Annotated in this window: 23 protein-coding genes; 12 read left to right on the top strand and 11 right to left on the bottom strand. The window is 69.1% G+C overall.

The window, feature by feature from the left end; translation table 11 throughout:
- The first annotated feature begins 408 nt into the window (after positions 1 to 408).
- Together C3B61_RS08055 and C3B61_RS08050 are read left to right on the top strand one after the other, a co-directional pair.
- Positions 409 to 1,968: a phytoene desaturase family protein gene (locus tag C3B61_RS08055; protein ID WP_103460138.1), complete on the top strand. Its 1,560-nt coding sequence runs from the start codon at positions 409 to 411 to the stop codon at positions 1,966 to 1,968.
- Between the two features lie 75 nt (positions 1,969 to 2,043).
- Positions 2,044 to 2,604, top strand: a complete 561-nt coding sequence (locus C3B61_RS08050) for an SRPBCC domain-containing protein (protein ID WP_103460137.1) — start codon at positions 2,044 to 2,046, stop codon at positions 2,602 to 2,604.
- Positions 2,605 to 2,607: 3 nt separating this feature from the next.
- Here C3B61_RS08050 and C3B61_RS08045 read toward each other — a convergent pair whose 3' ends face one another.
- The 6 genes from C3B61_RS08045 to C3B61_RS08020 all read right to left on the bottom strand — a co-directional run bounded on the left by C3B61_RS08045 (position 2,608) and on the right by C3B61_RS08020 (position 9,139).
- Complete coding sequence (locus C3B61_RS08045; RefSeq protein ID WP_208858788.1) at positions 2,608 to 3,186, bottom strand: thioesterase family protein; 579 nt, start codon at positions 3,184 to 3,186, stop codon at positions 2,608 to 2,610.
- Positions 3,187 to 3,195: 9 nt separating this feature from the next.
- Positions 3,196 to 4,503, bottom strand: coding sequence for an amidohydrolase family protein (locus C3B61_RS08040; protein WP_103460135.1), 1,308 nt, complete (start codon positions 4,501 to 4,503; stop codon positions 3,196 to 3,198).
- On the bottom strand, positions 4,503 to 5,249 hold the full coding sequence (locus C3B61_RS08035; RefSeq protein ID WP_103460134.1) for a nucleoside phosphorylase: 747 nt from the start codon (positions 5,247 to 5,249) through the stop codon (positions 4,503 to 4,505). Before C3B61_RS08035 ends, C3B61_RS08040 begins: the two co-directional genes overlap by 1 nt.
- A 90-nt stretch (positions 5,250 to 5,339) precedes the next feature.
- Entirely contained in the window at positions 5,340 to 6,434 is a 1,095-nt protein-coding gene (locus C3B61_RS08030) for an alpha/beta hydrolase (protein ID WP_244285877.1), read from the bottom strand.
- Between the two features lie 170 nt (positions 6,435 to 6,604).
- On the bottom strand, positions 6,605 to 8,398 hold the full coding sequence (locus tag C3B61_RS08025; protein WP_103460133.1) for an HNH endonuclease signature motif containing protein: 1,794 nt from the start codon (positions 8,396 to 8,398) through the stop codon (positions 6,605 to 6,607).
- 204 nt (positions 8,399 to 8,602) lie between these two features.
- Complete coding sequence (locus C3B61_RS08020; RefSeq protein ID WP_088454879.1) at positions 8,603 to 9,139, bottom strand: YbhB/YbcL family Raf kinase inhibitor-like protein; 537 nt, start codon at positions 9,137 to 9,139, stop codon at positions 8,603 to 8,605.
- 86 nt (positions 9,140 to 9,225) lie between these two features.
- Between C3B61_RS08020 and trhO the strand changes: the two genes are divergently transcribed.
- The 3 genes from trhO (at position 9,226) to C3B61_RS08005 (ending at position 12,361) form a co-directional block, all read left to right on the top strand.
- A complete protein-coding gene (gene trhO / locus C3B61_RS08015; protein ID WP_103460156.1) occupies positions 9,226 to 10,125 on the top strand; it encodes an oxygen-dependent tRNA uridine(34) hydroxylase TrhO in 900 nt (299 codons plus the stop codon).
- A 164-nt stretch (positions 10,126 to 10,289) separates the two neighbouring features.
- Positions 10,290 to 11,504 (top strand): MFS transporter, encoded by a 1,215-nt coding sequence (locus C3B61_RS08010; RefSeq protein WP_103460132.1) that lies wholly within the window; start codon positions 10,290 to 10,292, stop codon positions 11,502 to 11,504.
- Between the two features lie 32 nt (positions 11,505 to 11,536).
- Entirely contained in the window at positions 11,537 to 12,361 is an 825-nt protein-coding gene (locus tag C3B61_RS08005) for an aldo/keto reductase (protein WP_103460131.1), read from the top strand.
- A gap of 12 nt (positions 12,362 to 12,373) precedes the next feature.
- On the opposite strand, the gene C3B61_RS08000 is transcribed toward C3B61_RS08005, so the two are convergent.
- Both C3B61_RS08000 and C3B61_RS07995 read right to left on the bottom strand, forming a co-directional pair.
- Positions 12,374 to 12,847 carry a hypothetical protein gene (locus C3B61_RS08000; protein ID WP_103460130.1) on the bottom strand — a complete coding sequence of 158 codons (474 nt, stop codon included), beginning with the start codon at positions 12,845 to 12,847 and terminating at the stop codon, positions 12,374 to 12,376.
- Positions 12,844 to 13,740 carry an LssY C-terminal domain-containing protein gene (locus C3B61_RS07995; RefSeq protein ID WP_103460129.1) on the bottom strand — a complete coding sequence of 299 codons (897 nt, stop codon included), beginning with the start codon at positions 13,738 to 13,740 and terminating at the stop codon, positions 12,844 to 12,846. Before C3B61_RS07995 ends, C3B61_RS08000 begins: the two co-directional genes overlap by 4 nt.
- A gap of 78 nt (positions 13,741 to 13,818) precedes the next feature.
- Here C3B61_RS07995 and C3B61_RS07990 point away from each other — a divergent pair, with 78 nt between their 5' ends.
- From C3B61_RS07990 to C3B61_RS07960, 7 genes are all read left to right on the top strand, one after another.
- A complete protein-coding gene (locus C3B61_RS07990; RefSeq protein ID WP_103460128.1) occupies positions 13,819 to 15,045 on the top strand; it encodes a cysteine desulfurase-like protein in 1,227 nt (408 codons plus the stop codon).
- A 99-nt stretch (positions 15,046 to 15,144) separates the two neighbouring features.
- Positions 15,145 to 16,047: an ATP-binding cassette domain-containing protein gene (locus tag C3B61_RS07985; protein WP_103460127.1), complete on the top strand. Its 903-nt coding sequence runs from the start codon at positions 15,145 to 15,147 to the stop codon at positions 16,045 to 16,047.
- Positions 16,044 to 16,883 carry an ABC transporter permease gene (locus C3B61_RS07980; RefSeq protein WP_240632326.1) on the top strand — a complete coding sequence of 280 codons (840 nt, stop codon included), beginning with the start codon at positions 16,044 to 16,046 and terminating at the stop codon, positions 16,881 to 16,883. Before C3B61_RS07985 ends, C3B61_RS07980 begins: the two co-directional genes overlap by 4 nt.
- Before the next feature lie 69 nt (positions 16,884 to 16,952).
- Entirely contained in the window at positions 16,953 to 17,966 is a 1,014-nt protein-coding gene (locus C3B61_RS07975; protein WP_103460126.1) for an MDR family oxidoreductase, read from the top strand.
- A 49-nt stretch (positions 17,967 to 18,015) separates the two neighbouring features.
- Entirely contained in the window at positions 18,016 to 18,396 is a 381-nt protein-coding gene (locus tag C3B61_RS07970; protein WP_088454872.1) for a DUF1304 domain-containing protein, read from the top strand.
- Positions 18,397 to 18,433: 37 nt separating this feature from the next.
- The gene (locus C3B61_RS07965; RefSeq protein ID WP_103460125.1) at positions 18,434 to 19,000 is read left to right on the top strand and encodes a dienelactone hydrolase family protein; all 567 of its coding nucleotides are present in this window, start codon (positions 18,434 to 18,436) and stop codon (positions 18,998 to 19,000) included.
- Between the two features lie 87 nt (positions 19,001 to 19,087).
- The gene (locus tag C3B61_RS07960) at positions 19,088 to 19,669 is read left to right on the top strand and encodes a helix-turn-helix domain-containing protein (protein ID WP_103460124.1); all 582 of its coding nucleotides are present in this window, start codon (positions 19,088 to 19,090) and stop codon (positions 19,667 to 19,669) included.
- Positions 19,670 to 19,689: 20 nt separating this feature from the next.
- Here C3B61_RS07960 and C3B61_RS19865 read toward each other — a convergent pair whose 3' ends face one another.
- The 3 genes from C3B61_RS19865 to hemB form a co-directional block, all read right to left on the bottom strand.
- Complete coding sequence (locus C3B61_RS19865) at positions 19,690 to 20,457, bottom strand: hypothetical protein (protein ID WP_208858787.1); 768 nt, start codon at positions 20,455 to 20,457, stop codon at positions 19,690 to 19,692.
- Between the two features lie 117 nt (positions 20,458 to 20,574).
- Positions 20,575 to 21,906, bottom strand: coding sequence for a glutamate-1-semialdehyde 2,1-aminomutase (hemL, locus tag C3B61_RS07950; protein WP_103429832.1), 1,332 nt, complete (start codon positions 21,904 to 21,906; stop codon positions 20,575 to 20,577).
- Positions 21,903 to 22,886 (bottom strand): porphobilinogen synthase, encoded by a 984-nt coding sequence (gene hemB, locus C3B61_RS07945; RefSeq protein ID WP_425266415.1) that lies wholly within the window; start codon positions 22,884 to 22,886, stop codon positions 21,903 to 21,905. Before hemB ends, hemL begins: the two co-directional genes overlap by 4 nt.
- Between the last annotated feature and the right edge of the window lie 25 nt (positions 22,887 to 22,911).

The raw sequence follows: 22,911 nt of genomic DNA, 5'->3' as shown, positions 1-22,911 counted from the left end.
ATCTCTGTCGCGGTATCCCCTAGAAAGGGACCCTACGACCGAGGTTTTTGGCATTTGACATTGTGCACGCTGTTGAGTTCTCAAGGATCGGACGCACCCGACTTCAGGCCTAATGGCTGTCGCTCCGGGGCACTTCGATGTTTGTTCTTGTTGTCTGCTGGGATTCCTATTCGGGAATTCGAAGCAAACTTCATCAAGCTGTACAAAGCGAAGAATCGCTTTCTTTTCTGCTTGGATTTGGTCCCGCTTGAGGCCGGTAGCTCTTCGGCTTTCCGAACCTGTGGGGTGACGAGAGATGACATTACGGGGATTCTGGGGGGGTCGCAAATCCCATCCGCATCCCGGGCGTGTCGCCCTAGCGAGGATAGGGTCGACAGACCAGCATCGGCGCTTGAGAAGGGCTCTTTCATGGACTCCACGCACGACATCGTGATCGTCGGAGGCGGCCATAATGGCCTCACCGCCGCGGCCTATCTGGCCAAGGCCGGGCGGAGGGTGCTGGTTCTCGAACGGGACGACCACGTGGGCGGAGCAGCGGTATCGGCTGCCGCCTTCACCGGGGTGGATGCCCGTCTGTCCCGGTACTCGTACCTGGTGAGCCTGCTGCCTGCCCGCATCATCGACGAGCTCGGCCTGTCGATCGAGCTGGCGCGGCGGCGGTACTCGTCGTACACCCCGGATCCGGCCAACCCGGCGACCGGCCTGCTGGTGGATGCGGGCGATGCCGAGGCGACGCGGGCCTCCTTCGACCGGATTGGAGCCGGGGCGGACATCGCGGGGTGGCAGCAACTCGGTGGCGACCTCGGGCATCTGGCCCGTGCGCTGTTCCCCACGGTGTGCGAGCCGCTTCCCACCCGGTCAGAGGCCCGCCGGCTGGTCGGCGACGACGCCCTGTGGGACGAGCTCATCGAGCATCCCCTCGGCGACATGCTCAACCGGCGATTCGGCTCCGACCTCGTGCGCGGGGTGGTGGCCACCGACGGCCTGATCGGCACGTTCACCTCGGTGAATGACGCGTCACTGGATGCGAACCGCTGCTTTCTCTACCACTCGATCGGAAACGGCACCGGCGACTGGGATGTACCCGTCGGCGGTATGGGTGCGGTGACCGGGGAGCTGGAGCGAGTTGCCCGCCAGGCCGGTGCGCGCATCCTGACGAGCGCAGAGGTCACCAGCATCGATCCGGACGGCACCGTGCGCTACCGGCACGAACTCCGGGACGAGAGCACCGTGGGAAGCCACGTGCTGGCGAACGTGGCACCGTGGGTGCTGGACGGCCTGCTTGGTGAGCGCACACCGGACACCGTGAAGCCCGAGGGCGCCCAGGTGAAGGTGAATCTGCTGCTCAGCCGACTTCCCCGCCTGCTTGATGCGTCGGTGTCGGCCGAGGCCGCGTTCGGCGGAACCTTTCACATCAATGAGACGCTCAGCCAGCTCGAGGACGCGTATCGGCAGGCCAGTGCGGGCCGGGTCCCCGGTCTGGTCTCCTGTGAGATCTATTGCCACTCCCTCACCGATCCGAGCATCCTCTCGCCGGAACTGGTGGCGGCCGGCGCGCAGACCCTCACGGTGTTCGGCCTGCACACCCCCGACCGGCTTACCCGCCTGGACAACACCGCCGTCAGGGCCCAGTTGCAGGCCGCCGTTCTGGCCTCCCTCAACTCGGTGCTGGCCGAACCCATCGAGGACCTGCTGCTCCGGGATGCCGCCGGCAGGCCGTGCATCGAGACCAAGACCACCGCGGACCTCGAGTCGGCGCTCAACCTGCCCGGCGGGGACATTTTCCACGGGCTCCTGTCCTGGCCGTTCCTGGAAGATGACGCGCCCAGGGACACCGCCGCCCAGCGCTGGGGCGTGGCTACCCGGCATCCGCGGATTCTGCTCTGTGGAGCCGGCGCTCGGCGCGGCGGCGGGGTGAGCGGACTCGGCGGGCACAACGCCGCCATGGCCGTGCTCGAGGGCGACTGAGGACTCTGGCGGCGGCCTCGAACTAGGCATAGCCTCAGAGGGAAGGCTCGTGTTTCACTCAACGTGGAGGTCACCATGCCCACCCAGCCCCTGCCCGGTCCGCCGGACGTCGCCCACGCCACAGGGCGGTTCGCCCACCGGGAGGACGGGCTCTATCTGCTCTTCGACCGCATCTTCCCGGCGGCCCCGGAGTCGGTGTGGGAGGCCGTGACCAAACCCGAGGGCCTGCACGGCTGGATCGGCACCTACACAGGGTCCCCTCGCACCGGGGCCGTGCGGTTCCGGATGGAATCGAAGAACGACTCGCAGTGGGAGTACGTGAGCATTCTGGAATGTGTCGAATTCAAGAAGTTGGCGCTGGACATCGGCGAGGGCGAGGATGCCTGGCGGGTGATGGCGCATCTGTCGGGCGGATCCGGCAAGACCGTGCTGACCTTCGGGCTGCGGCTGCACTCCCCCGCCGAGGCCGCCACGTTCGGGCCGGTCTGGGACTACTACCTCGATAGGCTCGTCGCCTCCCGCACCCACCACGCGCTGCCGTCGTTCAGCAAGTACTACCCCGCGCTGCAGAGTCACTATCAAGAGCTCCTGGTGCCCAAGCCCACCCCTGCGCCAGCAAGCGAGGACCGCGCCTAGCCACTACTCCCAGATGCTGGGGGCCGGCGCCCGGGTAGCGGGCATGGCCACGTCGGCGCTCCACTCGAGCAGCCAGTCGGGCACGCTCACTTCGGCGGGCACGGCACCGACGGCGTCGGTGAGTTCGTCGATGGTGACCACGCCGCCCGTGCGCTTGAGGAACCGGCCGCGGATGAAGCCGCGGGCGTAGACCTCGACGTCGCCCGGTCTCGCATCCGGGCCCTCAACGGGCCGCACGAAGCGTTGCTCGACGTAAACGGCCTTGTCGTCGAAACCCAAGATGCGCGACTCGACGGTGAACCGCTGGCCGAGTGTCAGTGACTTGCGAAAACTGATGGTCTCGGCCACCACCACCGGATACCAGCCCTTGGCCTGGAAGATCGCCCAGATTCCGGTGCGGTGCAGCATGTCGAACCTGGCGATGTCCATGATCGACAGGTACACGCCGTTGTTCATGTGCCGCAGGATGTCCTGGTCGGTGGGCAGCGTGATGAACCGCGTGCGGGCGACGTCGTAGTGCCCGAGGCGTGGGCCGAAGCGCGACAGCAGGCTATGGAGCAGGGTTCGAAAGAACATGTGCACCCGATGATGCTAGCGGGCGGCGGCCTCCGACAGCTCGCGCAGGGCCGACGTCTCGTCGATGGTCTGCAGCACCCTGTCGCGCAGCACAATCCGGCCCCGGGCCACGGCGTGTCGCACGTCGGTGGCCGTGGCCGTGTAGGCCAGCGCAGACCACGGGTCACGGCCGGGGCTGCTGTTCAGTGTGTCGATGCGCACGACCTGGAGGTCGGCCTGCATGCCGGGCTCGATCGTGCCCACGTCGGCCAGACCGAGGGCGCGGGCGCCGTCGACGGTGCCGAGCCGCACGGCGCGTTCGGCGCTGATCATGGTGGGGTCGTTGCTGGTGCCCTTGTGCAGCAGCGCGGCCATCCGCACGGCGGCGTACATGTCGAGGGAACCGGCAGAGGCGGCCCCATCGGTGCCCAAGCCCACGGCGGCGCCGTGCTGCAACAGCTCGGGCAGCCGGGCGATGCCGCAGCCGAGCTTGAGGTTCGACATCGGGCAGTGCGCCACGGCGGCGCCGCTGGCGGCGATGCGGGTGACCTCGTCGTCTGTGAGGTGCACGGCATGGGCCAGGACGGTGTGGTTGGTCAGCAGCCCGGCCGCATCGAGCACGGCGACCGGCCGGTCACCGTTGACCTGCACCGTCAGCGCCAGTTCGCCGAGGCTCTCAGAGGCGTGCGTGTGGATGCGGGCGCCGCGCGAGGCGGCCAGCTCCCGAATGCTCTCCAGCTGGTCGCTACTGAGGGTGTAGGCCGAGTGGGGCATCACCCAGAGGTCGTCGTCGGGCGACTCGGTGCGGTTGTCGGTGAGGATCGATCTGGCTTCCTCGAGCATGCCCGCGAAGTCGCGGCCCTCGGGGTCCGCGTTGCCGAGGAAGGTGGGGCCGTTCAGCAGCCGGAATCCGGCCTCCGCCGCGACAGCGCGGCTGGCCCGCGGGAACCAGTACATGTCCAGCGCCGTGGTGGTGCCGCCCAAGAGGCACTCGGCGATCCCGGCCCTGGTGCCGACGGCGACAGTCTCGGCGCTGAGGGTGGCGAGTTCGGCGCCGACCATCCGCTCGAGGAACACCTCGAGGGTGACGTCGTCGGCCGCGCCCCTGAACAGGTTCATGGCCAAGTGGCTGTGGGTGTTCACCCAGCCGGGGGCGATCACGCAGCCCGGGCTCTCGAGCACCTCCGCCGCGTCGTACCGGGCGAGCAGGTCGGCGGCCGGCCCGACGCCGACGATGATCCCGGCACGGATGGCGACGGCGCCGGCCTCGATGATCGTGCCAGCGGCGTCGACGGTGAGCACGGCATCCGCGGTGAGGATCAGGTCGACGTGGTCGGTGGCCATCAGGCGAGCTCCGGCAGGGCGACGAGGGCGTCGAGGGTGACGGAGATGCCGCGACTGACGCCATCCGCCACGACGGTGCGATGCGGGTCGTATCCGGTGGTGTCGACGAGGTCGTCGGCGGTGGCGCCGTCGATCACGAGGCCGCCGCCCGCGCGCACGCCGCGGGTGGAGGCGAGCACGAGCAGGGCCGAGAGTTCCATTTCGATGGCGAGCACGCCGAGCTTCACGTAACCGGCCTGGTTGAGATCGATGATTCCCGGGTAGAAGGCCGCCCGGGTCCAGACGATTCCGCGGTGGTGGGGGGCGTCGTGCCGCCGGGCTGCCTCGGCCAAAGCGATCACGACCTCGGGATTCGCGGCGGCCGGGTAGCTCTCCGGCACCAGCTGGTGGGTGACGCCGTCGTCGCGCACGCAGGACTCGGCGATGATCAGGTCGCCGTCGCCGATGCCACGCAGCAGGGCTCCGGCGGTGCCGAGCCTGATGATGGTGTCCACGCCGGCATCCATCAGCTCCTGGAACAGACAGATGGCGCCGGGGGCGCCCACACCGTGCGAGGAGACGACGACGGTGCTGCCGTTCCAGTCACCGACGAACGAGCGATACTCACGCTGGTGGGCGACCTCGCGCACGTTGTCGAGCAGGTGGGAGATCTGCTCGGCCCGGAACGGGTCACCGACGACGAGGGCGCGGGTGGGTAGCCCGGTCTTGGGGAGCCCGGTCACCGGGAACGTGTCGGCCTGGCTCATGTGTGCTCCTCTTGGCTGGCGCGGCCCGAATGGCCTGGCAAGTGTCGAACTTGTCTACCATGCCCGGGCAGAACCGCGCAGGCCGGGGAGCTAGGCCAGGGCGGGCTCGGCCTGAGCAGGCGTGTACCGAGCCTGGGTGGGCAGCGCCGCCACCTTGCGCACGAATGAACCCAGACGGCGGTAGACCTCCTGCGATTCGGGGTGCCGGGCGTCCTGCTGCCAGGTGTGCCGGGTGTTGGTGCGGTGCCGGCCGTAGATCACCGTGTCGGCCAGGATGGACCGTCGGCGCAGGGCCTCGATGAAGTTGAGGTTGGCCCGGTAGAAGTAGTCGCGCTCGGAGGTCGTGATGAAGACCGGCGGGAAGCCCTTGTCGAGCCACTCGATGGGCGAGAGGAATCGGGCGGCGTCGCGCAGCGACATTCCGGGGCTGCGTTCGGGAAGCAGCATCCGCAGGAAGTTGAGGCTGAGCACGAAGCCGCGCTCGAACATGACCGAGAAGTCGGCGATACTGCAGTGCTGCACGAGTCCGCGCAGGTGGCCGGCCTCGATCGGCAGGTCGAGGTTGTAGTGCGCGGCGAGGGTGTCGTCGTTGGCCGCGGCGGTGAGCAGGGCCGCGATGTGCCCGCCCGCCGAGTCGCCGCCGAGAACGATGCGGGTGGGGTCGCCGCCGTATTCGACGATGTTGCGCTGGACCCAGGTGAGCACAGCGTTGGCGTCGTCGAGCATGTGGCCGATCTTGAATCGAGTGGCCATGCGGTAGTTGGCGTTGACGACAACCATGCCCTCGACCGCCTGGCTGGCAGCGTACTTGGTGAGCGGCGCCTTGTCGCCGGACGTCCAACCGCCGCCGTGGAAGTAGATGTAGACGGGCAGCGGGCTCGGTGGCGTGGTCACGTCGTGGCTGTCGGGATGACCGTCGTGGTGCTCGTGCGGCACGAGAACGTCGAGGCGGTGATCACGGATGCCGTCGCCCACGTAGTCAAGGTCGAAGTGGTAGTCGACGTCGTCGATCGGGTCGGCGTTGAACTTGTGCAGTTCGCCCGGCGCGATGCGCGTCATGATCGCTTTCCAGAGCCACACCGGCACCCTGGACAGGCCGGTTTCCCGGTGCGTGAGGTGCGAGTCCGCGGAGGGGCCGGCAGCGGGGTCGAAGCTGGTGCTGGAGTGGGGGGACGAGTGAAACATGGTGCCTTACTGCCGACGTGGCGCTACCGGAAGCGGCTTCGAAGTGCCGACTGGCGTTGGTAGCGCTTGCATCGTTTTTTGCCGCGTGTAGAACATAGGCGCGCAACCATGAGATGACCTGAGAATCTCTCACTTGGCTTGAATCGACCGTCCCCTTGCATCAGCCGCGGCTACTCGTCTTGCCGGCGGTATTTGGGGTCGTGGGCGCGGTGTTGGGGTGGTTTTCGCCAGGTTCCGGTGGGGTCGATCCAGTGGGGGGCTTTGACTTCGGGCATGCCCAGGACCATGCGGATGTGCCATCCGGAGGTGTCGATGTTGTGGTGGTGATACCAACACAGCAGCACCCCGTTCGAGGCGTTGGTCGGGCCGCCGTTTTGCCACGGTGTCACATGGTGCACTTCGGTCCATTGCGGTGGGCAGGTGCAGCCGGGGATGATGCAGCCGCCGTCTCGGGCGGTGATCGCTTTGCGTTGCAGCGGGGTGAAGCAGCGGACTTTGTCGCCGAGGGCGAGGACGGCGCCGGTGCCGCCGAAGAAGATCGGCCGGAAGCCGCCGTTGTCGACCATCTGGTTGATCGTTTTCATCGAGACGGGGCCCTCGACGCCGTCGATCCAACCGACGCCGACCCCGTTGATCAGGTCGGTTGCGTTCACGTGCACCATCACCGTCGGTGGCATCCCGCCCATGGTCGGGGTGCGGGGGTCTTGGGCGACCTGGACGAGGATGCCGCGGAGAATATCGGCACGTTTCTGGCCGCCGTCGCGTTCGTCGAGGATCTCGCCGGGAACGAGTTCGCCGGCCTCGATGCGCTGCTGTTCGTCCGCGGACGGGAACGCGGGGGCGCTGCGCGCGGACTGGAACGTATTGAACAGGTTCTGCATGATGCCCTTAAGCTCCGGGGTCACCCCACCGCGCAGCGGGTGCAGGCCTTGGCTGAGTTTGCCGAACGAGAACGTGGATTTGGCCTCGAGGATCTCCACGGTGGGCGCGGCCCCGTCCGGATTCAACACCGCCTGCCACGTCGCCGCCATCTCCCGAATCCGGTCCGCCGGAAAAGTGAACCCCGCCGACGCACCCAGACGGCGGACCGGCCCCGTGCAGGCAGGCCCGGCACCATCGGTATCGGTATCGGTGGCGGTGGCGGTGGCGGTGGCGATGTCGCCGGGTCCGGGGGTGCCGCCGAATACCGACCCGGTTGCCGATTCCACCAGCTCGGCTTCACCGCCGTCCACCAGCGACTGGTCGGCATCGAAGCGGCCGTGCACCTTGTAGTCGGCCAGGCCCTTGACGATGTTCTCGGCCGCGTCGATGCCGATCTCCCCGGCGGTCAGTGCCGCGGCCACGAACGGGAACTCGGGCTCCAGGACCGTGCCGCCCAGCATCCGCGGGGAGACCTTCTCACCCAGGGCCACGCGTCGTTTCATCTCCGGCACCGACATGCCCGTCAACCGAATCAGCAAATCCGTGGGGTGCGAGGTGCCCAACCGCCACGCCAACGACTCGGAACCCAACCCCGTACGAGCCCGGTAACCCACCACGGTCGCCGTGGCCACCCGGGCCGCATCCACCGGCCGACCGGTGCGCTCGACCATCTGCGTCAACGCGACCACCTCCGGGTCACTCAACGCGTTCACGTCAATGGAGTCCATCACCGCCATCACCGTCCGCGCCGCATCATCCAGAGCCTGGAGCTTCTGACCGAACGCACCGGTATACGCGCGCTGCACCCCCGGCAGCTCGGCCGGATCCCGCCACTCGGGCCGCGGCTTCGAGCGGCCCCGAGTGCGGCCGGCAGTTCCACCTGCAGCGGCGGCCTTCATATCGGTGGTGCCGCTCAGACTGTGGACATCCGGGCCTGTGAGGGGATCCGGACCGGACAGGCCCGTGTTCCAGTCGTGCAAGTTCGACCCGGTGGGAGAGGATCCCGTCGGTGCGGTGGAGCCACTATCCAGCTCGTCGTCCATACCCCCATTCTCTCACGAATCGTAACTATATGCGAGGAATTGTCAGCAAGAACTTGAGCAATTATCGAACACAGTTCTGGGCCAAAGGGGACGGGCGCGAGGGTCTCGACACGCTCGACCGAAGCGATGGGCGCGTAGTCGAGGATGGCTTACGGACGAGCGATCTGCCGCCCGAGGAGAGAGAGGGCTGTCGGCTCAGTACCGCTAGGCGGCGCCTCCGGCGACTCCGGTGGCCTCGAGCACGGCGCGGGCCAAGGTATGGAAGTGCACGTTGAAGCCGAGCACGGCCGGGGTGGCCTGCGGGTCGACGCCGAGGTCTGCAACGTCGAGGGCGTGCAGCACGAACTGGTAGCGGTGCGTGCCCGTTCCGCGTGGCGGTGCCGCACCGATGAAGGTGGGCTGGCGGATTTCGTTGGGCATGACGACGGCACCGGCGGGCAGCAGCACCGAGTTCGCGACTCCGGCACCGGTGGGCAGGCTGTCAACGTCGGCGGGGATGTTGAAAACCGCCCAGTGCCAATATCCGGAACCGGTCGGGGCATCCGGGTCGAACACAGTGAGTGCGAAGCTCTGGGTCTCGGCCGGGAAGCCGCTCCAGTGCAGGTCGGGCGAGACATCCTGACCGCCGGCGCCGACGCCGTACTGGGCGGCGGCCAGCGGGCCACCGTCGGTCATCACCGAGCTGGTCAGGTTGAACTGGGGCACCTCGCCGAAACGGGCGAAGGGATCGATCGTGGTCATGCACACTCCAAGGATCTGGTGGCGGTCTGGTTGGCTCAGCCTACGTGGGCCGCCTCGCGCCCCTCGCCGCCGCCTAAAATGTGGGGGTGGCCATTCCGAAGATCCTGCTCTACTACGTCTTCACTCCGCTCAGCGACCCCGAAGCCATCCGCCTGTGGCAGCGCGACCTCTGCGAGTCGTTGGGCCTGCGCGGCCGCATCCTGATCTCGAGGGACGGCCTGAACGGCACTGTGGGCGGCGACCTGCCCGCCCTCAAGCGCTACGTACGCAAGACCCGTCAGTACGCACCGTTCGCCCAGATCGACTTCAAGTGGAGTGAGGGAACCGGCCTCGACGAGTCCGGGGCGAGCCTGGACTTCCCTCGGCTGGTGGTGAAGGTGCGCGACGAGATCGTGAGCTTCGGCTCGCCAGAGGCCCTCACCGTGGATGCCGGCGGCGTCGTGGGCGGCGGCACCCGCCTGGCCCCGGCCGAACTGCACGCCCTCGTGGCCGAACGCGGCGACGACGTGGTGTTCTTCGACGGCCGCAACGCCTTCGAGGCCGAGATCGGCCGGTTCCGGGGTGCCGTGGTGCCGGATGTGGCGAACACCCGCGAGTTCGCGGCCGAGCTCGACAGCGGCAAATACGACCACCTCAAGGGCCAGCCCGTGGTGACGTATTGCACCGGTGGCATCCGCTGCGAGGTGCTGTCGTCACTGATGAAGGACCGTGGCTTCGGCGAGGTCTACCAACTCGAGGGCGGCATCGTGCGCTATGGCGAGGCCTACGGCGACGACGGGCTCTGGGACGGCTCGCTCTACGTGTTCGACCAGCGGATGTCGGTGGATTTCAGCGACCACGCCACCGTTCTCGGCCACTGCCAGGTCTGCGGCGCGGGCACCAAGAACATGCTCAACTGCCGGGACGTGTCCTGCCGGGAGCAGCTGGTTGCCTGCCCGGACTGCGTGGCCGTCGCCGCCCCGGCCTGCGCGGCACACGCGGCCTGAGCAGATCAGCCCGACCACGCATCCGCTTGCTCGCAAAAAGTAGTTGCTTGCGCAGTTACCTAGCGTGTGCAATCATTTATGACGCGCCTGCAACTACCAGCGCGTGGCCTCGACAGGCTCGACCAACGGCCCGCGCACCGCCGCACCCTTGAAGGAATTTCCGCATGCCCATTGGATTGATCGCACTCGCCCTCGGCGGCTTCGGGATCGGCCTGACCGAGTTCGTCATCGCCGGCCTGCTGCCCGAGGTGGCCGCCGACTTCGCCGTGACCGAGGCCGCCGCCGGCTGGCTCATCTCCGGCTACGCCCTCAGCGTCGCCGTCGGCGCTATCCTGCTCACCGCCGCGGTGACCCGGCTGCCCCGCAAACACGTTCTGGTGGGACTGATGGTGCTCTTCATCATCGGCAACCTGATCTCGGCACTCGCCCCGAGCTACCCGATCATGCTGCTCGGCCGCATCATCGCCGCTCTCTGTCACGGCGCCTTCTTCGGCATCGGCGCCGTCGTCGCCGCCAGCCTCGTGCCGCCGAGCAAGAAGTCCGGCGCCATCGCCATCATGTTCACCGGCCTCACCCTCGCCAACGTTCTCGGCGTGCCGTTCGGCACCTTCATCGGCCAGAGCTTCGGCTGGCGGGCCACCTTCTGGGCGATCACCGTGATCGGCGTTGTGGCCCTGGCCGGCATCGTGGTCCTCGTGCCCCGCGCCACCGACGACACCGCGCACGTCAGCAACCTGCGCGGCGAACTGCGCGCCTTTCGTTCCAGCCAGGTCTGGCTCTCCCTGGTGGTGACGGTGCTCGGCTTCGGCGGCATGTTCGGCGCCTTCACCTACATCGCCTACACACTCACCGAGGTGAGCGGCTTCTCCAGCGGGGCCGTGCCGTGGCTGCTTGTGGTCTTCGGCGCCGGCCTCTTCGCGGGCAACATCCTCGGCGGCAAGGCGGCCGACCGGCGGCTCGATCCCACCCTGGTGGTGCTGTTGATCGGGCTCACGGTGGTGATGGCGCTCTTCGCCCTCACCGCGGCGAACCCGGTCGCCACCGTGATTGCGCTCGTGCTGATGGGCGGCTTCGGCTTCGGGACCGTGCCCGGGCTGCAGACCCGCATCATGCTCTACGCCGACACCGCGCCGACCCTGGCCTCCAGCGCCAACATCGCCGCATTCAACGTGGGCAACGCCCTCGGCGCCTGGATCGGCGGCATCACCATCAGCGTGGGCCTCGGCTACACCTCGCCGCTCTGGGCCGGTGCCGCGATCACCGCGGCCGCCGCGATCGTGATGATCGTGGCCGCCACCCGCCGCAATGTGCTGACCCCGCCCAGCGCCGCGCCGGACCCCGCGGCGAGCGCCACCCCCCTCGTCACCACCGCCTCCTGATCCCCCGCACCCCGAACCAAAAGGACCACCGCATGAGCATCCCCACCATCACCCTGAACAACGGTGTCGAGATTCCCCAGCTCGGCTTCGGCGTCTTCCAGGTGCCGGACGACGAGACCGCCGCGGCCGTGACCGCCGCCCTCGACGCCGGTTACCGCAGCATCGACACCGCCGCCATCTACGGCAACGAGGCCGGCGTCGGCCGTGCCCTGGCCGCGTCGGGCATCCCGCGCGACGAGCTGTTCATCACCACCAAGCTGTGGAACAGCGACCAGGGCTTTGCGAGCACGATTGCCGCCCACGAGGCCAGCCTGGCCGCGCTGGGCCTGGATTACCTTGACCTTTACCTGATCCACTGGCCCGCACCGGCCAACGACAACTACATCGAGTCGTGGCGCGCCATGGAGCAGCTGCTCACCGACGGGCGAGTACGAGCGATCGGCGTCTCGAACTTCGCCCCCGAGCACCTCGAGCGTCTTACCCATACCTCCAGGATCGTGCCGGCCGTGAACCAGGTGGAGCTGCACCCGCGCCTCACCCAGACGGCGGTGCGCGCCGCCAACGCGGCGCAGGGCATCGCGACCGAGGCTTGGAGCCCGCTCGCGCAGGGCGGCCTGCTGGCCGACCCCGTCGTGGCGGATGTCGCCGCCCGCGCCGGCCGCTCCCCCGCGCAGGTCATCCTGCGCTGGCACCTGCAGCAGGGCCGCATCGTGATCCCCAAGTCGGTCACGCCCAGCCGCATCATTGAGAACCTGGCCGTCTTCGACTTCGATCTCAGCCCCGCCGACCTGCTGCTGATCGACGGCCTGAACACCGACTCCCGGATCGGCCCGGACCCGGTCGAGTTCAACGGCTGAGTTGTTTCACCGCTACGCCCGGGACGCCCTTGCGGCCCGGGCGTAGTGGCGCGCCTGGGTGCTCGAGAGCGCGAGCAGGATCAGGATGTCGATCGTGACGCTCACCAGCGATGTGCGCAGGGTGATCTGGGCGCCGTTGAGCGCGTAGTCGGCGAACGAGAGCAGGATGCTCACCGAGGCAAACGACATCGCCACCACACGGGCCCAGTTGTGGCCGGTGAACACCAGCACGGCCAGACCCAGGTAGAGCACGAGGTAAAGCCCGTAGGCCGCGAGCAGCCAGCCAAGCACGGCACCGGCGGCCTGCGGGTCGCTCCGAGCGAGCTTCTCGCCGTTGACCACGATCGTACCCACGAAGCTGTCCCACGACAGGACGACAGTGAGGATGGCGAATCCACCCGTCAGCGCCCGCACCCACATCAGCAGCACCCCGCCGATCACCGACGGGGGACGCTCGACCCTGCCGGGGGCGACCGTGCCCGTCACGACAGCCCGGTCAATTCGATGACGGTTCCCCCATCGGGCAGCGCCGTGCCGGGCGGCGTCCCGATCAGAGGCATCCCGCGCAGGTCGATCACCGGCAGGTCGCCATCCGTCTGGATGTTGTCGCCGCCGCCGTTCCGGGAGTGGTAGCCGGTGGCGAAGTCCCGGATCAGCACCAGGCGGGTCTGCGGCACCGCCCGCCGGATGCTCGCCACGACGTGGTCACGTTCGATGTCGGTGTGCTCGTCGATCTTGTGGGTGACCTGCAAGGTGAACAGCGACAGTCCCACCGCCCTGTCAAAGGTGCCCGCCGCCACCCAGTCCACCCGGTGCCCGCCGGGCAGCATCCAGCCGTCCGGGCAGCGCCAGAAGCGCACGTGGTGGCGCTTGGCCGGGTTGTTCGCCACCTCCTGCTGATAGGCGAAGTCCTGCACCCTGTCGAAGAGCAGCAGCGGACTCACCGGCGCCCGCAGATAGCTACGCCGGCGTACCGTGGCGGTCACGATGCGCCAGCTCGAGGCGAGCGTGACGTCGTCGGCCCGGTTCCAGCCGGCCGCGGCGAGCGCCGCGTGCAGCTGTTCGGCGCTTCCGATGACGGCGAGGTTGACCGGGTCGCCGAGCAGGCCGTCGCTGGTGCGGGTGCGGCCGATGAAGTAGTCCGGCACATAGAGCCGGGTAAGGATGCGGTGCAGGCGCGGCAGCACCAGATAGGCCAGCAGCGCCCAGAACAGCACCGCGAACCAGAGCAGCCCCCAGCCCAGGCCTAGGCTCTCGGTGGCCAGCAGCACCGCCAGCCACACCGACGCGAGGCCGGCCAGCACAAAGAAAAACCCGTCGAGAACCGCCCCGGGCGAGACGCGCCGGCGTCCGGAGGGCACCGCCGGGGTCTCTGGCATGGCGCCATGGTAGTTCGGTGTCGGTGTCGGCGTCAGCGGCGGCGGCGGCGGTCGCCGGATCAATGCTTGGATGGCAGGGTGACCTACGACGTCGAATCGATCCGCGCCCATTTCCCCGCCCTCTCGGCCGGAACCGTGCACTTCGACAGCCCTGGCGGCACGCAGACCCCGCTCGGGGTCGGACAGGCCATCCTCGACACCCTCACCGGCCCGCTGTCGATCCGCGGCCGCCGCAGCCTCTCGGAGCGGAACGCCGACGATGCCGTCACCGAATTCCGTTCGGCAATGGCCGACCTGCTCGGCGCCGACCCGCACGGCATCGTCTACGGACGCAGCGCCACCCAGCTCACCTACGACTTCTCCCGCCACCTCGCGCGCGACTGGGCGCCCGGCGACGAGATCGTGGTGTCCAGGCTCGACCACGACGCCAACATCCGCCCCTGGTTGCAGGCCGCCGACCGCGCCGGCGCCACCGTGGTCTGGGTTGACTTCGACCCGGAGACCGGTGAACTGCCCGCGTCCGCGGTGGCCGCGGTGCTCACCGCCCGCACCCGCCTCGTGGCGGTGACAGCCGCCTCCAACCTGATCGGCACGCGGCCGCCGATCGCCGAGATCGCCGCGGTGGTGCACGAGGCCGGGGCGCTGCTCTTCGTCGACGGCGTGCACTACGTGCCGCACACTTTCGTGGACCTCGCCGTGCTCGGCGCGGACTTCTTCGTCTGCTCGCCATACAAGTTCTTCGGCCCGCACTGCGGAGTGCTCGCGGCGGACCCGGCGCTGCTGGCCGGCATCCACCCCGACAAGCTGCTGCCATCGACGGATGTGGTGCCGGAGCGTTTCGAACTCGGCACCCTGCCGTACGAGACCCTGGCCGGGGTGAGCGCCGCCGTCGACTTCCTCGCGGGGCTCGGCGAGCTGACCACCGGGGTGGCGGCGCGGCCGAGCATCAGCCGCCGGGCGCTGCTGCGCTCCTCGCTGAAACTGGCCGAGGCCCACGAGGATTCCCTCCGCGACCGGCTGGAGTCCGGGCTGGCCGCCCTGCCCGGCGTGACGGTGTATTCCCGGGCCGTCGAGCGCACCCCCACGGTGTTGGTGGGCTTCGCGGGCCGGAGTGCCGCCGACGCCACCGAGTTCCTGTTCGAGCGTGGGATCCTCGCGCCCTCCGGCTCGTTCTACGCGTTGGAGGCCTCCAGGCACCTGGGCCTGGGGGAGGCCGGTGCCCTGCGCATCGGCCTGGCCCCGTACAGCACCCCCGGCGAGATCGATGTGCTGCTGGCGGCGATCACGGATTTTGTGCTCCGGTGACCGCATTCGGCCAAGGTTGACTCACCCACGCCCGAAAAACCCCGGCGGACCGGCTCGTTTTCCCCATAGGCTGGGCATCGAGCGATAGAGGGGACTCGGATGCCAATCGGCGCTGTCATCGAATTCACCAGCATCACCAAAAAGTTCGGCCAGGTCACGGCGGTCAATGACCTGTCCTTCACCGTCGAGCCCGGCCGGGTCACCGGTTTCCTCGGCCCGAATGGCGCCGGTAAGACCACGACGCTGCGGATGCTGCTGGGCCTCGTCGCCCCCACATCGGGCACCGCCACCTTCGGGGGCCTGCGCTACCGTGACCTGCCCCGACCGCTGCACACCGTCGGGGCGGCGCTGGAAGCCGCCAGCTTCCACCCGGGTCGCACCGCAGCCCATCACCTGGGCGTGTACACCATCGCCGCCGGGATCCCCCGCACCAGGGTCGCCGAGGTGCTGCACACGGTGGGCCTGGCCGAACACGCCAGCCAGCGGGTCGGCGGGTACTCGCTGGGTATGCGCCAGCGACTGGGCCTGGCTTACTCGCTGCTGGGAGACCCCGGCGTGCTGGTGCTCGACGAACCGATCAACGGCCTCGATCCAGAAGGCATCAAATGGATCCGCGGCTTCCTCAGCAGCATGGCCGCAGAGGGGCGCACCGTGCTGGTCAGCTCCCACCTGCTCAGCGAGGTGCAGCAGAGTGTCGACGACGTGATCATCATCGCCAAGGGTGAACTGGTGCACTCGGGCCCGCTGTCCAGCCTCGACACCAACATCGCGCCGCAGGTCATCGTGGACTCCCCGGACCGGGACGCCCTCATCGCGGCCCTCACCGAGGCCGGCCTGCCCTTCACCTCCGGCCGCACCGGCCTGATCGTCGCGGTGCCGGACCCCGGCCGGGTGGGGCACATAGCTTTCGCCGCGGGCGTGGAATTGAACGCACTGCACCGGCAGAAGGCGGGCCTGGAAGAATCCTTCCTCGCCCTCGTCGAAGGAGGCGACTCGCTGTGAACCTGATCCTGCGCCCCGTGGCCGCCGAATTCAGCAAGATCCTGACCACCCGGATGTGGTGGATCCTTGCGCTGGTGCTCTTCGGCTATATCACCCTGCTGGCCGGCGGCCTCGCCGCCCTGTTCGGCGGCCTGGACAGCGGCGCCATCACCCCCGACGCCATGAACGCCGGCGGCGGCGGTGCCGACCTGACCAGCCTGGGCAGCGTGCCCCTGTTGATTTACAGCTTCGCCTCCTCGGTGGGGTATGTCTTCCCGGTGCTGCTGGGCGCCCTGGCCACCACGGGCGAGTTCCGGCACCAGACCCTCACTCCCACCTTCCTCGCCACCCCGAAGCGCGGCCGGGTGCTTGGCGCCAAGACCATCGCCCTGTTCGTGGTGGGTGCGGCGCTGGGCGTGGTCGGCCTGGCCGCATCCGTCGGAGTCGGCGCGCTGGTTCTCGGTGGCTTCGGCGTGGACCCGCTGCTCGCCGACGGCGAAACCTGGGCCCTGATCGGCCGTACAGTGCTCGCAATGGCGCTCTGGGCCGTGATCGGTGTGGGCCTGGGCGTGCTCGTGCCGAGCCAGGTCGCGTCGATCGTGATCGTGCTCGCGTTCACCCAGTTCGTCGAGCCACTGCTGCGCTTCGCCGCGACGTTCACCGAGGTGACCGCCGACATCGGCAAGTTCCTGCCGGGCGCCGCCTCTGACGCCCTGGTGGGGGAGAGCTTCTACGCCTTGACCAGCCCGGGCATGGCCGTGCTCACCAGCTGGCAGGGCGGCCTGGTGCTGTTGGCCTACGGGCTGGCCGCCACCGTAGGCGGCTACTTCATCAGCTGGAAGCGCGACGTCACCTGAGGGCGCTTCGGGCAGAAAGGCCCGGTGCCGGACCGGATCCGGCACATCTGGCGGGTCTAGGGTGAAGGCATGTCTGCTACCGAATTCCGCGCGATCGTCGTCACCCGCACTGAGGATGAGTCGGGCACTCGCACCCAGTCCTCGGCCCTGACCACGCTTGGTGACGCTGCGCTGATGGACGGCGATGTCACCGTGGCGGTGGAGTTCTCCAGCATCAACTACAAGGACGGCCTGGCCCTGATGGGCAAGCCCGGCGTGGCCAGGGTCTGGCCGCTGATCGCGGGCATCGACCTGGTCGGCACCGTCGAGTCCAGCAACGACCCACGCTGGGCGACCGGCGACCACGTCATCCTCAACGGCGCCGGGATCGGCGAAAGCCACCACGGTGGCCTCGCCGAACGGGCCCGCGTCTCCGGCGGCTCCCTGGTGCGCCTGCCGAAGGCCGTGAGCGCCCAGCGCGCCGCAGCCATCGGCACGGCCGGCTTCACGGCCATGCTCGCGGTGCTCGCCCTCGAACGCGGCGGCGTGACCCCCGACTCCGGAGATGTCCTCGTGACCGGCGCCGCCGGCGGCGTCGGGTCGATCGCCATCGCGCTGCTCGCGGCGCGCGGCTACCACGTGGTCGCCTCCACCGGCCGCGGGAACGAGCTCGGGGACTACCTGCGCGGTCTCGGCGCCTCCGAGATCCTCGACCGGCACACCCTCGACGAGGCGGGCAAGCCCCTGCAGACCCAGCGCTGGGCCGGCGCGATCGACTCCGTCGGCAGCTTCACCCTCGCCAACATCCTCGCCCAGACCAACCAGGGCGGGGTGGTTGCCGCCTGCGGGCTGGCCCAGGGTGCCGACCTGCCGACCACCGTGATGCCGTTCATCCTGCGCGCGGTCACCCTGGCCGGCATCAATTCGGTCGAGGCTCCCCTGCCCCTTCGCGAGGAGGCCTGGGCGCACCTCTCGACCGACCTCGACCTCGAGCTGCTTGACAGCCTGACCTCGGTCATCACCCTCGAGCAGTCATTCGCGGCCGCCGAAGACATCCTGGCCGGCCGGGTGCACGGCCGCACCGTCGTCGACGTATTGCGCTGACACCTGCTGGCACCTGCCGCGACGGTAAACGCCCAGCTAGGCTGACGGAATGGCCATCATCGCATCCGTTTTCATCGCTCTCGCCGCGGTGCTGCACGTCTACATCTTTCTGATGGAGAGTGCCTGGTGGACTCGGCCGAAGATCTGGCGGCGCTTCGGCCTGGCCAGCCAGACCGAGGCGGAGACCACCCGAGTCCTGGCCTACAACCAGGGTTTCTACAATCTCTTTCTGGCGGTGGGCGCCGTCCTCGGGCTGTTCTTGTACTTCGGCGGCCCCGAGCAGGCCGGCGCGGCCCTGATCCTGTTCAGCTCGGCGTCGATGTTCGTCGCCGCCATCGTTCTCACCACCTCGGGGCCGGGCAGGGTCAGGTCGGCCCTCACGCAGGGTACGCTGCCGCTGATCGGATTCATCCTCTTCCTGTCCGCCTAGGTTCCCGACCGGGCCGGACCGTGCCGAAAGGACCGTTGTGACCCACGTCATCCTCTTTCACCACGCGCAGGGCCTCACCGACGGGGTGGCAGATTTCGCCCAGCGCCTGCGGGACGCCGGCCACGACGTGGTCGTGCCCGACCTCTACGACGGGCTCACCTTCGACACCCTCGACGCCGGTGTCGCGCACGCCGAGAAGACCGGCGTGTACACCATCATCGAGCGTGGCGAACGGGCAGCGGATGCGATGCCCGCGGACACTGTCTACGCCGGCTTCTCGCTCGGCTCCCTGCCGGCCCAGAAGCTCGCCCAGACCCGCCCAGGTGCTCTCGGCGCGATCCTGTACCACGGCGGGGTTCCGGCCGCCATGTTCGGTTCGGACTGGCCAGCCACGGCAGCGCTGCAACTGCACGTGACCGCGGAGGACGACTGGGTCGAGTTGCTCGAAGTCGAGGAACTCGCCGAGGATGCCGGTGCGGCCGAGTTGTACATCTACCCAGGCTCCGCCCACCTGGTCGCCGACCCCAGCCTGAACGAATATGACGAGGAAATCGCCGAGCTCATCCTGGCGCGCACGCTCCAGTTCCTCGACCGCCTCGCCTGAGTGCGGCCGCGAGAGCGGGCACTCGCTTGCTTCCGCCGGCTGTGGCAGCCACAAGACCGCTTTCGCGAGTAGTGGCACGATGGGGGGATGACCTCTGACCCGCCATCCGTGGCCCAAACCGTGGGCGCCCGGCTGCGTGAGCTGCGCCTGCAGAGCGGCCGCACCCAGGCCCAGCTCTCCGCGACCACCGGAATCTCCGAGAGCACCCTCTCCCGCCTGGAGTCAGGGCAGCGCAAGCCCACCCTGGAACTGCTGCTCGCTCTCTCGAGCGCCCATGACGTGACCATCGACGACCTGGTGCACACTCCCGCCACCGACGACCCGCGGCTGGATCAACGCCCGTTCACCCGCCACGGCCGCACCTTCGTGCCGCTGAGCCGTACCGCCGGCGGCCTGCAGGCGTTCAAGGTGACCATCCCCGGGCGCGCCGGCGACGAGCAACTCGAGCAGCGCAGCCACGAGGGATTCGACTGGTTCTACGTGCTGAGCGGTCGCCTGCGCCTGATGCTGGGCGACCACGACATGATCCTCGGCGTGGGCGAGGTCGCGGAGTTCGACACCCGGGTGCCGCACGCCTTCGGCAGCGCGGGGCCGGAGCCTACGGAGATCCTGAGCCTGTTCGGCCAGACCGGCGAACGCATCCACGTGCGGGCCAGCACCATTCGCTGACCCCTCTCGAGCCGGGCGACCTAGGCGGTGGCCTCCGGCGACTCGACCGGCTCATCTACCGGCTCAGCGGTCACCTCAACGTCGCTCTCGGCGACCGGGGCCACCTTGGCGCGAGACGTGCGCTTGGGCTTGACCGCAACGGCGGGTTCGGCGGGCTCGACCGCTTCGGCCGGTTCGACGACCGTGACGGGCTTGGCGGTCCTGACCCGCCGGGCGGGCTTGGCCGGAGCGGCCGACTCAATCGTCTCGGCGGTCTCGGCCGGTTCGACGGTTCCGACGGCCTTGCCCGGCCTGGCCCGCCGGGCCGGCTTCACCGGCGCAGCAGCGTCCACGGGATGACTCGTCTCGACGGGCTTGACGGCCTTGGGGGTTCGCACCCGTTTGGCCGGCTTGACCGGCTTGGCCGGCTCGTCGAGCTCCGGCACGTCCTGCGCGTCGGTGGCCTCGAGCTTGAGCGAGGCGATGAGGTCGGGTGCGTGGTTGGTCGACAGGATCACCCGGGCGAAGTCGTCGCCGATCAGGTCGATCACGACGGCCTGGCGCCGGCGCTTGATGGCCAGGAAGTCCTTGCCGCCGTGGAACTTCCACACACCGACGGCCAGGACCAGCGGCACGAGGGCGCCAGGGGCGCGGATGCCGCGCACCCAAATCCACGGATCATCCGTGATCGTCACCGATCGGATGTTCTCACGCTGGATCACCACGTCTTCTCGGCGGAACGCCAGCGTCTTTTCCGCGGCCGTCAGGTGAATCTCCAGCCGATCGGGATGTACGCGCAAGGAAGCCATTCCCCCAGTCTGCCGGGTCCGGTTGGAAAACCTCCTGTCGCTACCTCACAAAGACGTAACGCCGCCGCGCTGGAGTGCCCCTAGACGAGCCGCTTCAGTCAGCGGGTGGCTCCCGATTCAGGCTGCCGGGCGCGCCTCGGCGGCCGCCTTGGCCGCGGCCGGCAGTGCCTCGAGGATCTTGCCGATCGAGTCGCCGTCATGCGCGGCGGAGACGAACCAGGCCTCGAACACCGACGGCGGCAGGGAGATGCCGCTTTCGAGCATGGAGTGGAAGAACGGCCCGTACCGGTAGGTTTCCTGGCGCTGCACCTCGGCGTAGCTGCGCGGCGGCGTGATCGCGGCTTCCTGACCGAAGACGAAGCTGAACAGGTTGCCCGCGTGCTGAACGCTGTGCGCGACTCCCTCGGCGAAGAGCGCACTGGACACGGCCTCGGAGAGCAGCTCGGCGGTCTCGTTCAGGCGCTCGTACACGTGGCCGTCGGCCGCGGTGAGGGTGGCGATGCCTGCGGCCACGGCCACCGGGTTGCCCGAGAGCGTTCCGGCCTGGTAGACCGGCCCGGCAGGGGCGAGGAAGTCCATCACGTCGGCCCGGCCACCGAGCGCGGCGACCGGCAGGCCGCCGCCGATGACCTTGCCGTAGGTGAACAGGTCCGGCGTGTAGCTCTCGCCGTCCTCGGCCTGCAACGCCCAGTAGCCGCCCGGGTGCACCCTGAAGCCGGTGAGGACCTCGTCGACGATGAGCAGCGCGCCGTATTCGTGGGCGAGGTCGCAGAGGGCCGCGTTGAAGCCGGCATCCGGGGCGACGACGCCCATGTTCGCGGCGGCGGCCTCGGTGATCACCGCGGCGATCTGACCGGGGTACGCCTCGAACGCGGCGCGCACGGCGCCCAGGTCGTTGTACGGCAGCACCAGGGTCTGCGCCGCGGTGGCCGCGGTGACGCCGGCCGAGCCGGGCAGCGCGAGGGTGGCCAGGCCGGAGCCGGCCTCGGCCAGCAGGCCGTCGGAGTGGCCGTGGTAGTGGCCGGCGAACTTGATCAGCAGGTCACGCTGGGTGAAGCCGCGGGCCAGGCGGATGGCCGTCATGGTGGCCTCGGTTCCGGTGGAGACCAGGCGCAGCTTCTCGATCGCGCCGACCCGGCTCTTGATCAGCTCGGCCAGCACGGTCTCGCCAGGGGTGGAGGCCCCGAAGGAGAGCCCGAGTGCGGCGGCCTCCTGCACGGCGCCAACGACGGCGGGATGCGCGTGGCCGAGGATCGCCGGACCCCAGGAGCTGACCAGGTCGACGTACTCGCGTCCGTCGGAGTCGGTGACGTAGGCGCCCGCCGCCTTCACCAGGAACAGCGGGGTGCCGCCGACCGAGCGGAAGGCGCGCACCGGCGAGTTGACACCGCCCGGGATGGAGAGCTGGGCGCGGGCGAAGAGCTCGTCGTTGTGGGTGGTGTGCGTCATCGGGCATCCGTTTCGGTGAGCCAGGCGGCGAGTTCGACTGCCCAGTAGGTGAGAATGGCGTCGGCGCCGGCCCGGCGGATACTGAGCACCGACTCCTCGATGGCACGGCGGCGGTCGATCCAGCCCTGCGCGGCTGCGGCCTCGATCATGGCGTATTCGCCGGACACCTGGTACGCCCAGACCGGGACCTCGCTCATCGCGGCGACCTCGGCGAGCACGTCGAGGTAGCTGCCTGCTGGCTTGACCATGACGACGTCGGCGCCCTCGTCGATGTCGATGCGGGCCTCGCGCACGCCCTCGCGGCGGTTGGCGGGGTCGAGCTGATAGGTACGGCGGTCGCCGACGAGGGTGGACTGCACGGCCTCGCGGAACGGGCCGTAGTAGGCGGAGGCGTACTTGGCCGAGTAGGCCAGCACGGCGGTGTCGGCGTAGCCGGCGGCGTCGAGGGTGGCGCGCACGGAGGCGACCTGACCGTCCATCATGCCGGACAGGCCCAGCAGCGCCGAGCCGGCCTCGGCCTGCGCCAGCGCCATGTCGTTGTAGCGCAGCAGGGTGGCGTCGTTGTCGACGGAACCGTCGGCGGCGAGCACACCGCAGTGGCCGTGGTCGGTGAACTCGTCCAGGCACAGGTCGGTCTGCACCACGAGGGCGTCGCCCACTTCGGCGACCACGGCGCGGGTGGCGGCGTTCAGGATGCCGTCGGGGTCGGTGGCGCCGGTGCCGGTGGCATCGCGCACGGCGGGGACTCCGAAGAGCATCACTCCCCCGATGCCGGCCGCGGCGGCCTCCGCCACGGCGCGGCGGGCGCCGTCGACGCTGTGCTGCACGATGCCCGGCATCGACGAGATCGGGGTGGACTCGTTGCCCTCACGCACGAAGAGCGGCAGAACGAGCTCGGCGGGGTGGACACGGGTTTCGCTGGCCAGGCGGCGGAGTGCGGGGGTGCTGCGCAGTCGTCGCGGGCGGATGACGGGGTTTATCACCCGACCAGCCTAGGCCTCCAGC

The sequence above is a fragment of the Cryobacterium zongtaii genome (assembly GCF_002909375.1).
Classification (GTDB): Bacteria; Actinomycetota; Actinomycetes; order Actinomycetales; family Microbacteriaceae; genus Cryobacterium; species Cryobacterium zongtaii.
The sequence above is the reverse complement of the archived record's forward strand: the minus strand, read 5'-3'. Positions and strand labels throughout refer to the sequence as shown.

Coding starts and splice junctions, on each gene's coding strand:
- C3B61_RS08055 (WP_103460138.1), top strand. CDS start 409: ATGGACTCCACGCACGACATCGTGATCGTCGGAGGCGGCCATAATGGC.
- C3B61_RS08050 (WP_103460137.1), top strand. CDS start 2,044: ATGCCCACCCAGCCCCTGCCCGGTCCGCCGGACGTCGCCCACGCCACA.
- C3B61_RS08040 (WP_103460135.1), bottom strand. CDS start 4,503: ATGGCCACCGACCACGTCGACCTGATCCTCACCGCGGATGCCGTGCTC.
- C3B61_RS08035 (WP_103460134.1), bottom strand. CDS start 5,249: ATGAGCCAGGCCGACACGTTCCCGGTGACCGGGCTCCCCAAGACCGGG.
- C3B61_RS08030 (WP_244285877.1), bottom strand. CDS start 6,434: ATGTTTCACTCGTCCCCCCACTCCAGCACCAGCTTCGACCCCGCTGCC.
- C3B61_RS08025 (WP_103460133.1), bottom strand. CDS start 8,398: ATGGACGACGAGCTGGATAGTGGCTCCACCGCACCGACGGGATCCTCT.
- C3B61_RS08020 (WP_088454879.1), bottom strand. CDS start 9,139: ATGACCACGATCGATCCCTTCGCCCGTTTCGGCGAGGTGCCCCAGTTC.
- C3B61_RS08010 (WP_103460132.1), top strand. CDS start 10,290: ATGCCCATTGGATTGATCGCACTCGCCCTCGGCGGCTTCGGGATCGGC.
- C3B61_RS08005 (WP_103460131.1), top strand. CDS start 11,537: ATGAGCATCCCCACCATCACCCTGAACAACGGTGTCGAGATTCCCCAG.
- C3B61_RS07995 (WP_103460129.1), bottom strand. CDS start 13,740: ATGCCAGAGACCCCGGCGGTGCCCTCCGGACGCCGGCGCGTCTCGCCC.
- C3B61_RS07985 (WP_103460127.1), top strand. CDS start 15,145: ATGCCAATCGGCGCTGTCATCGAATTCACCAGCATCACCAAAAAGTTC.
- C3B61_RS07975 (WP_103460126.1), top strand. CDS start 16,953: ATGTCTGCTACCGAATTCCGCGCGATCGTCGTCACCCGCACTGAGGAT.
- C3B61_RS07970 (WP_088454872.1), top strand. CDS start 18,016: ATGGCCATCATCGCATCCGTTTTCATCGCTCTCGCCGCGGTGCTGCAC.
- C3B61_RS07960 (WP_103460124.1), top strand. CDS start 19,088: ATGACCTCTGACCCGCCATCCGTGGCCCAAACCGTGGGCGCCCGGCTG.
- C3B61_RS19865 (WP_208858787.1), bottom strand. CDS start 20,457: ATGGCTTCCTTGCGCGTACATCCCGATCGGCTGGAGATTCACCTGACG.
- hemL (WP_103429832.1), bottom strand. CDS start 21,906: ATGACGCACACCACCCACAACGACGAGCTCTTCGCCCGCGCCCAGCTC.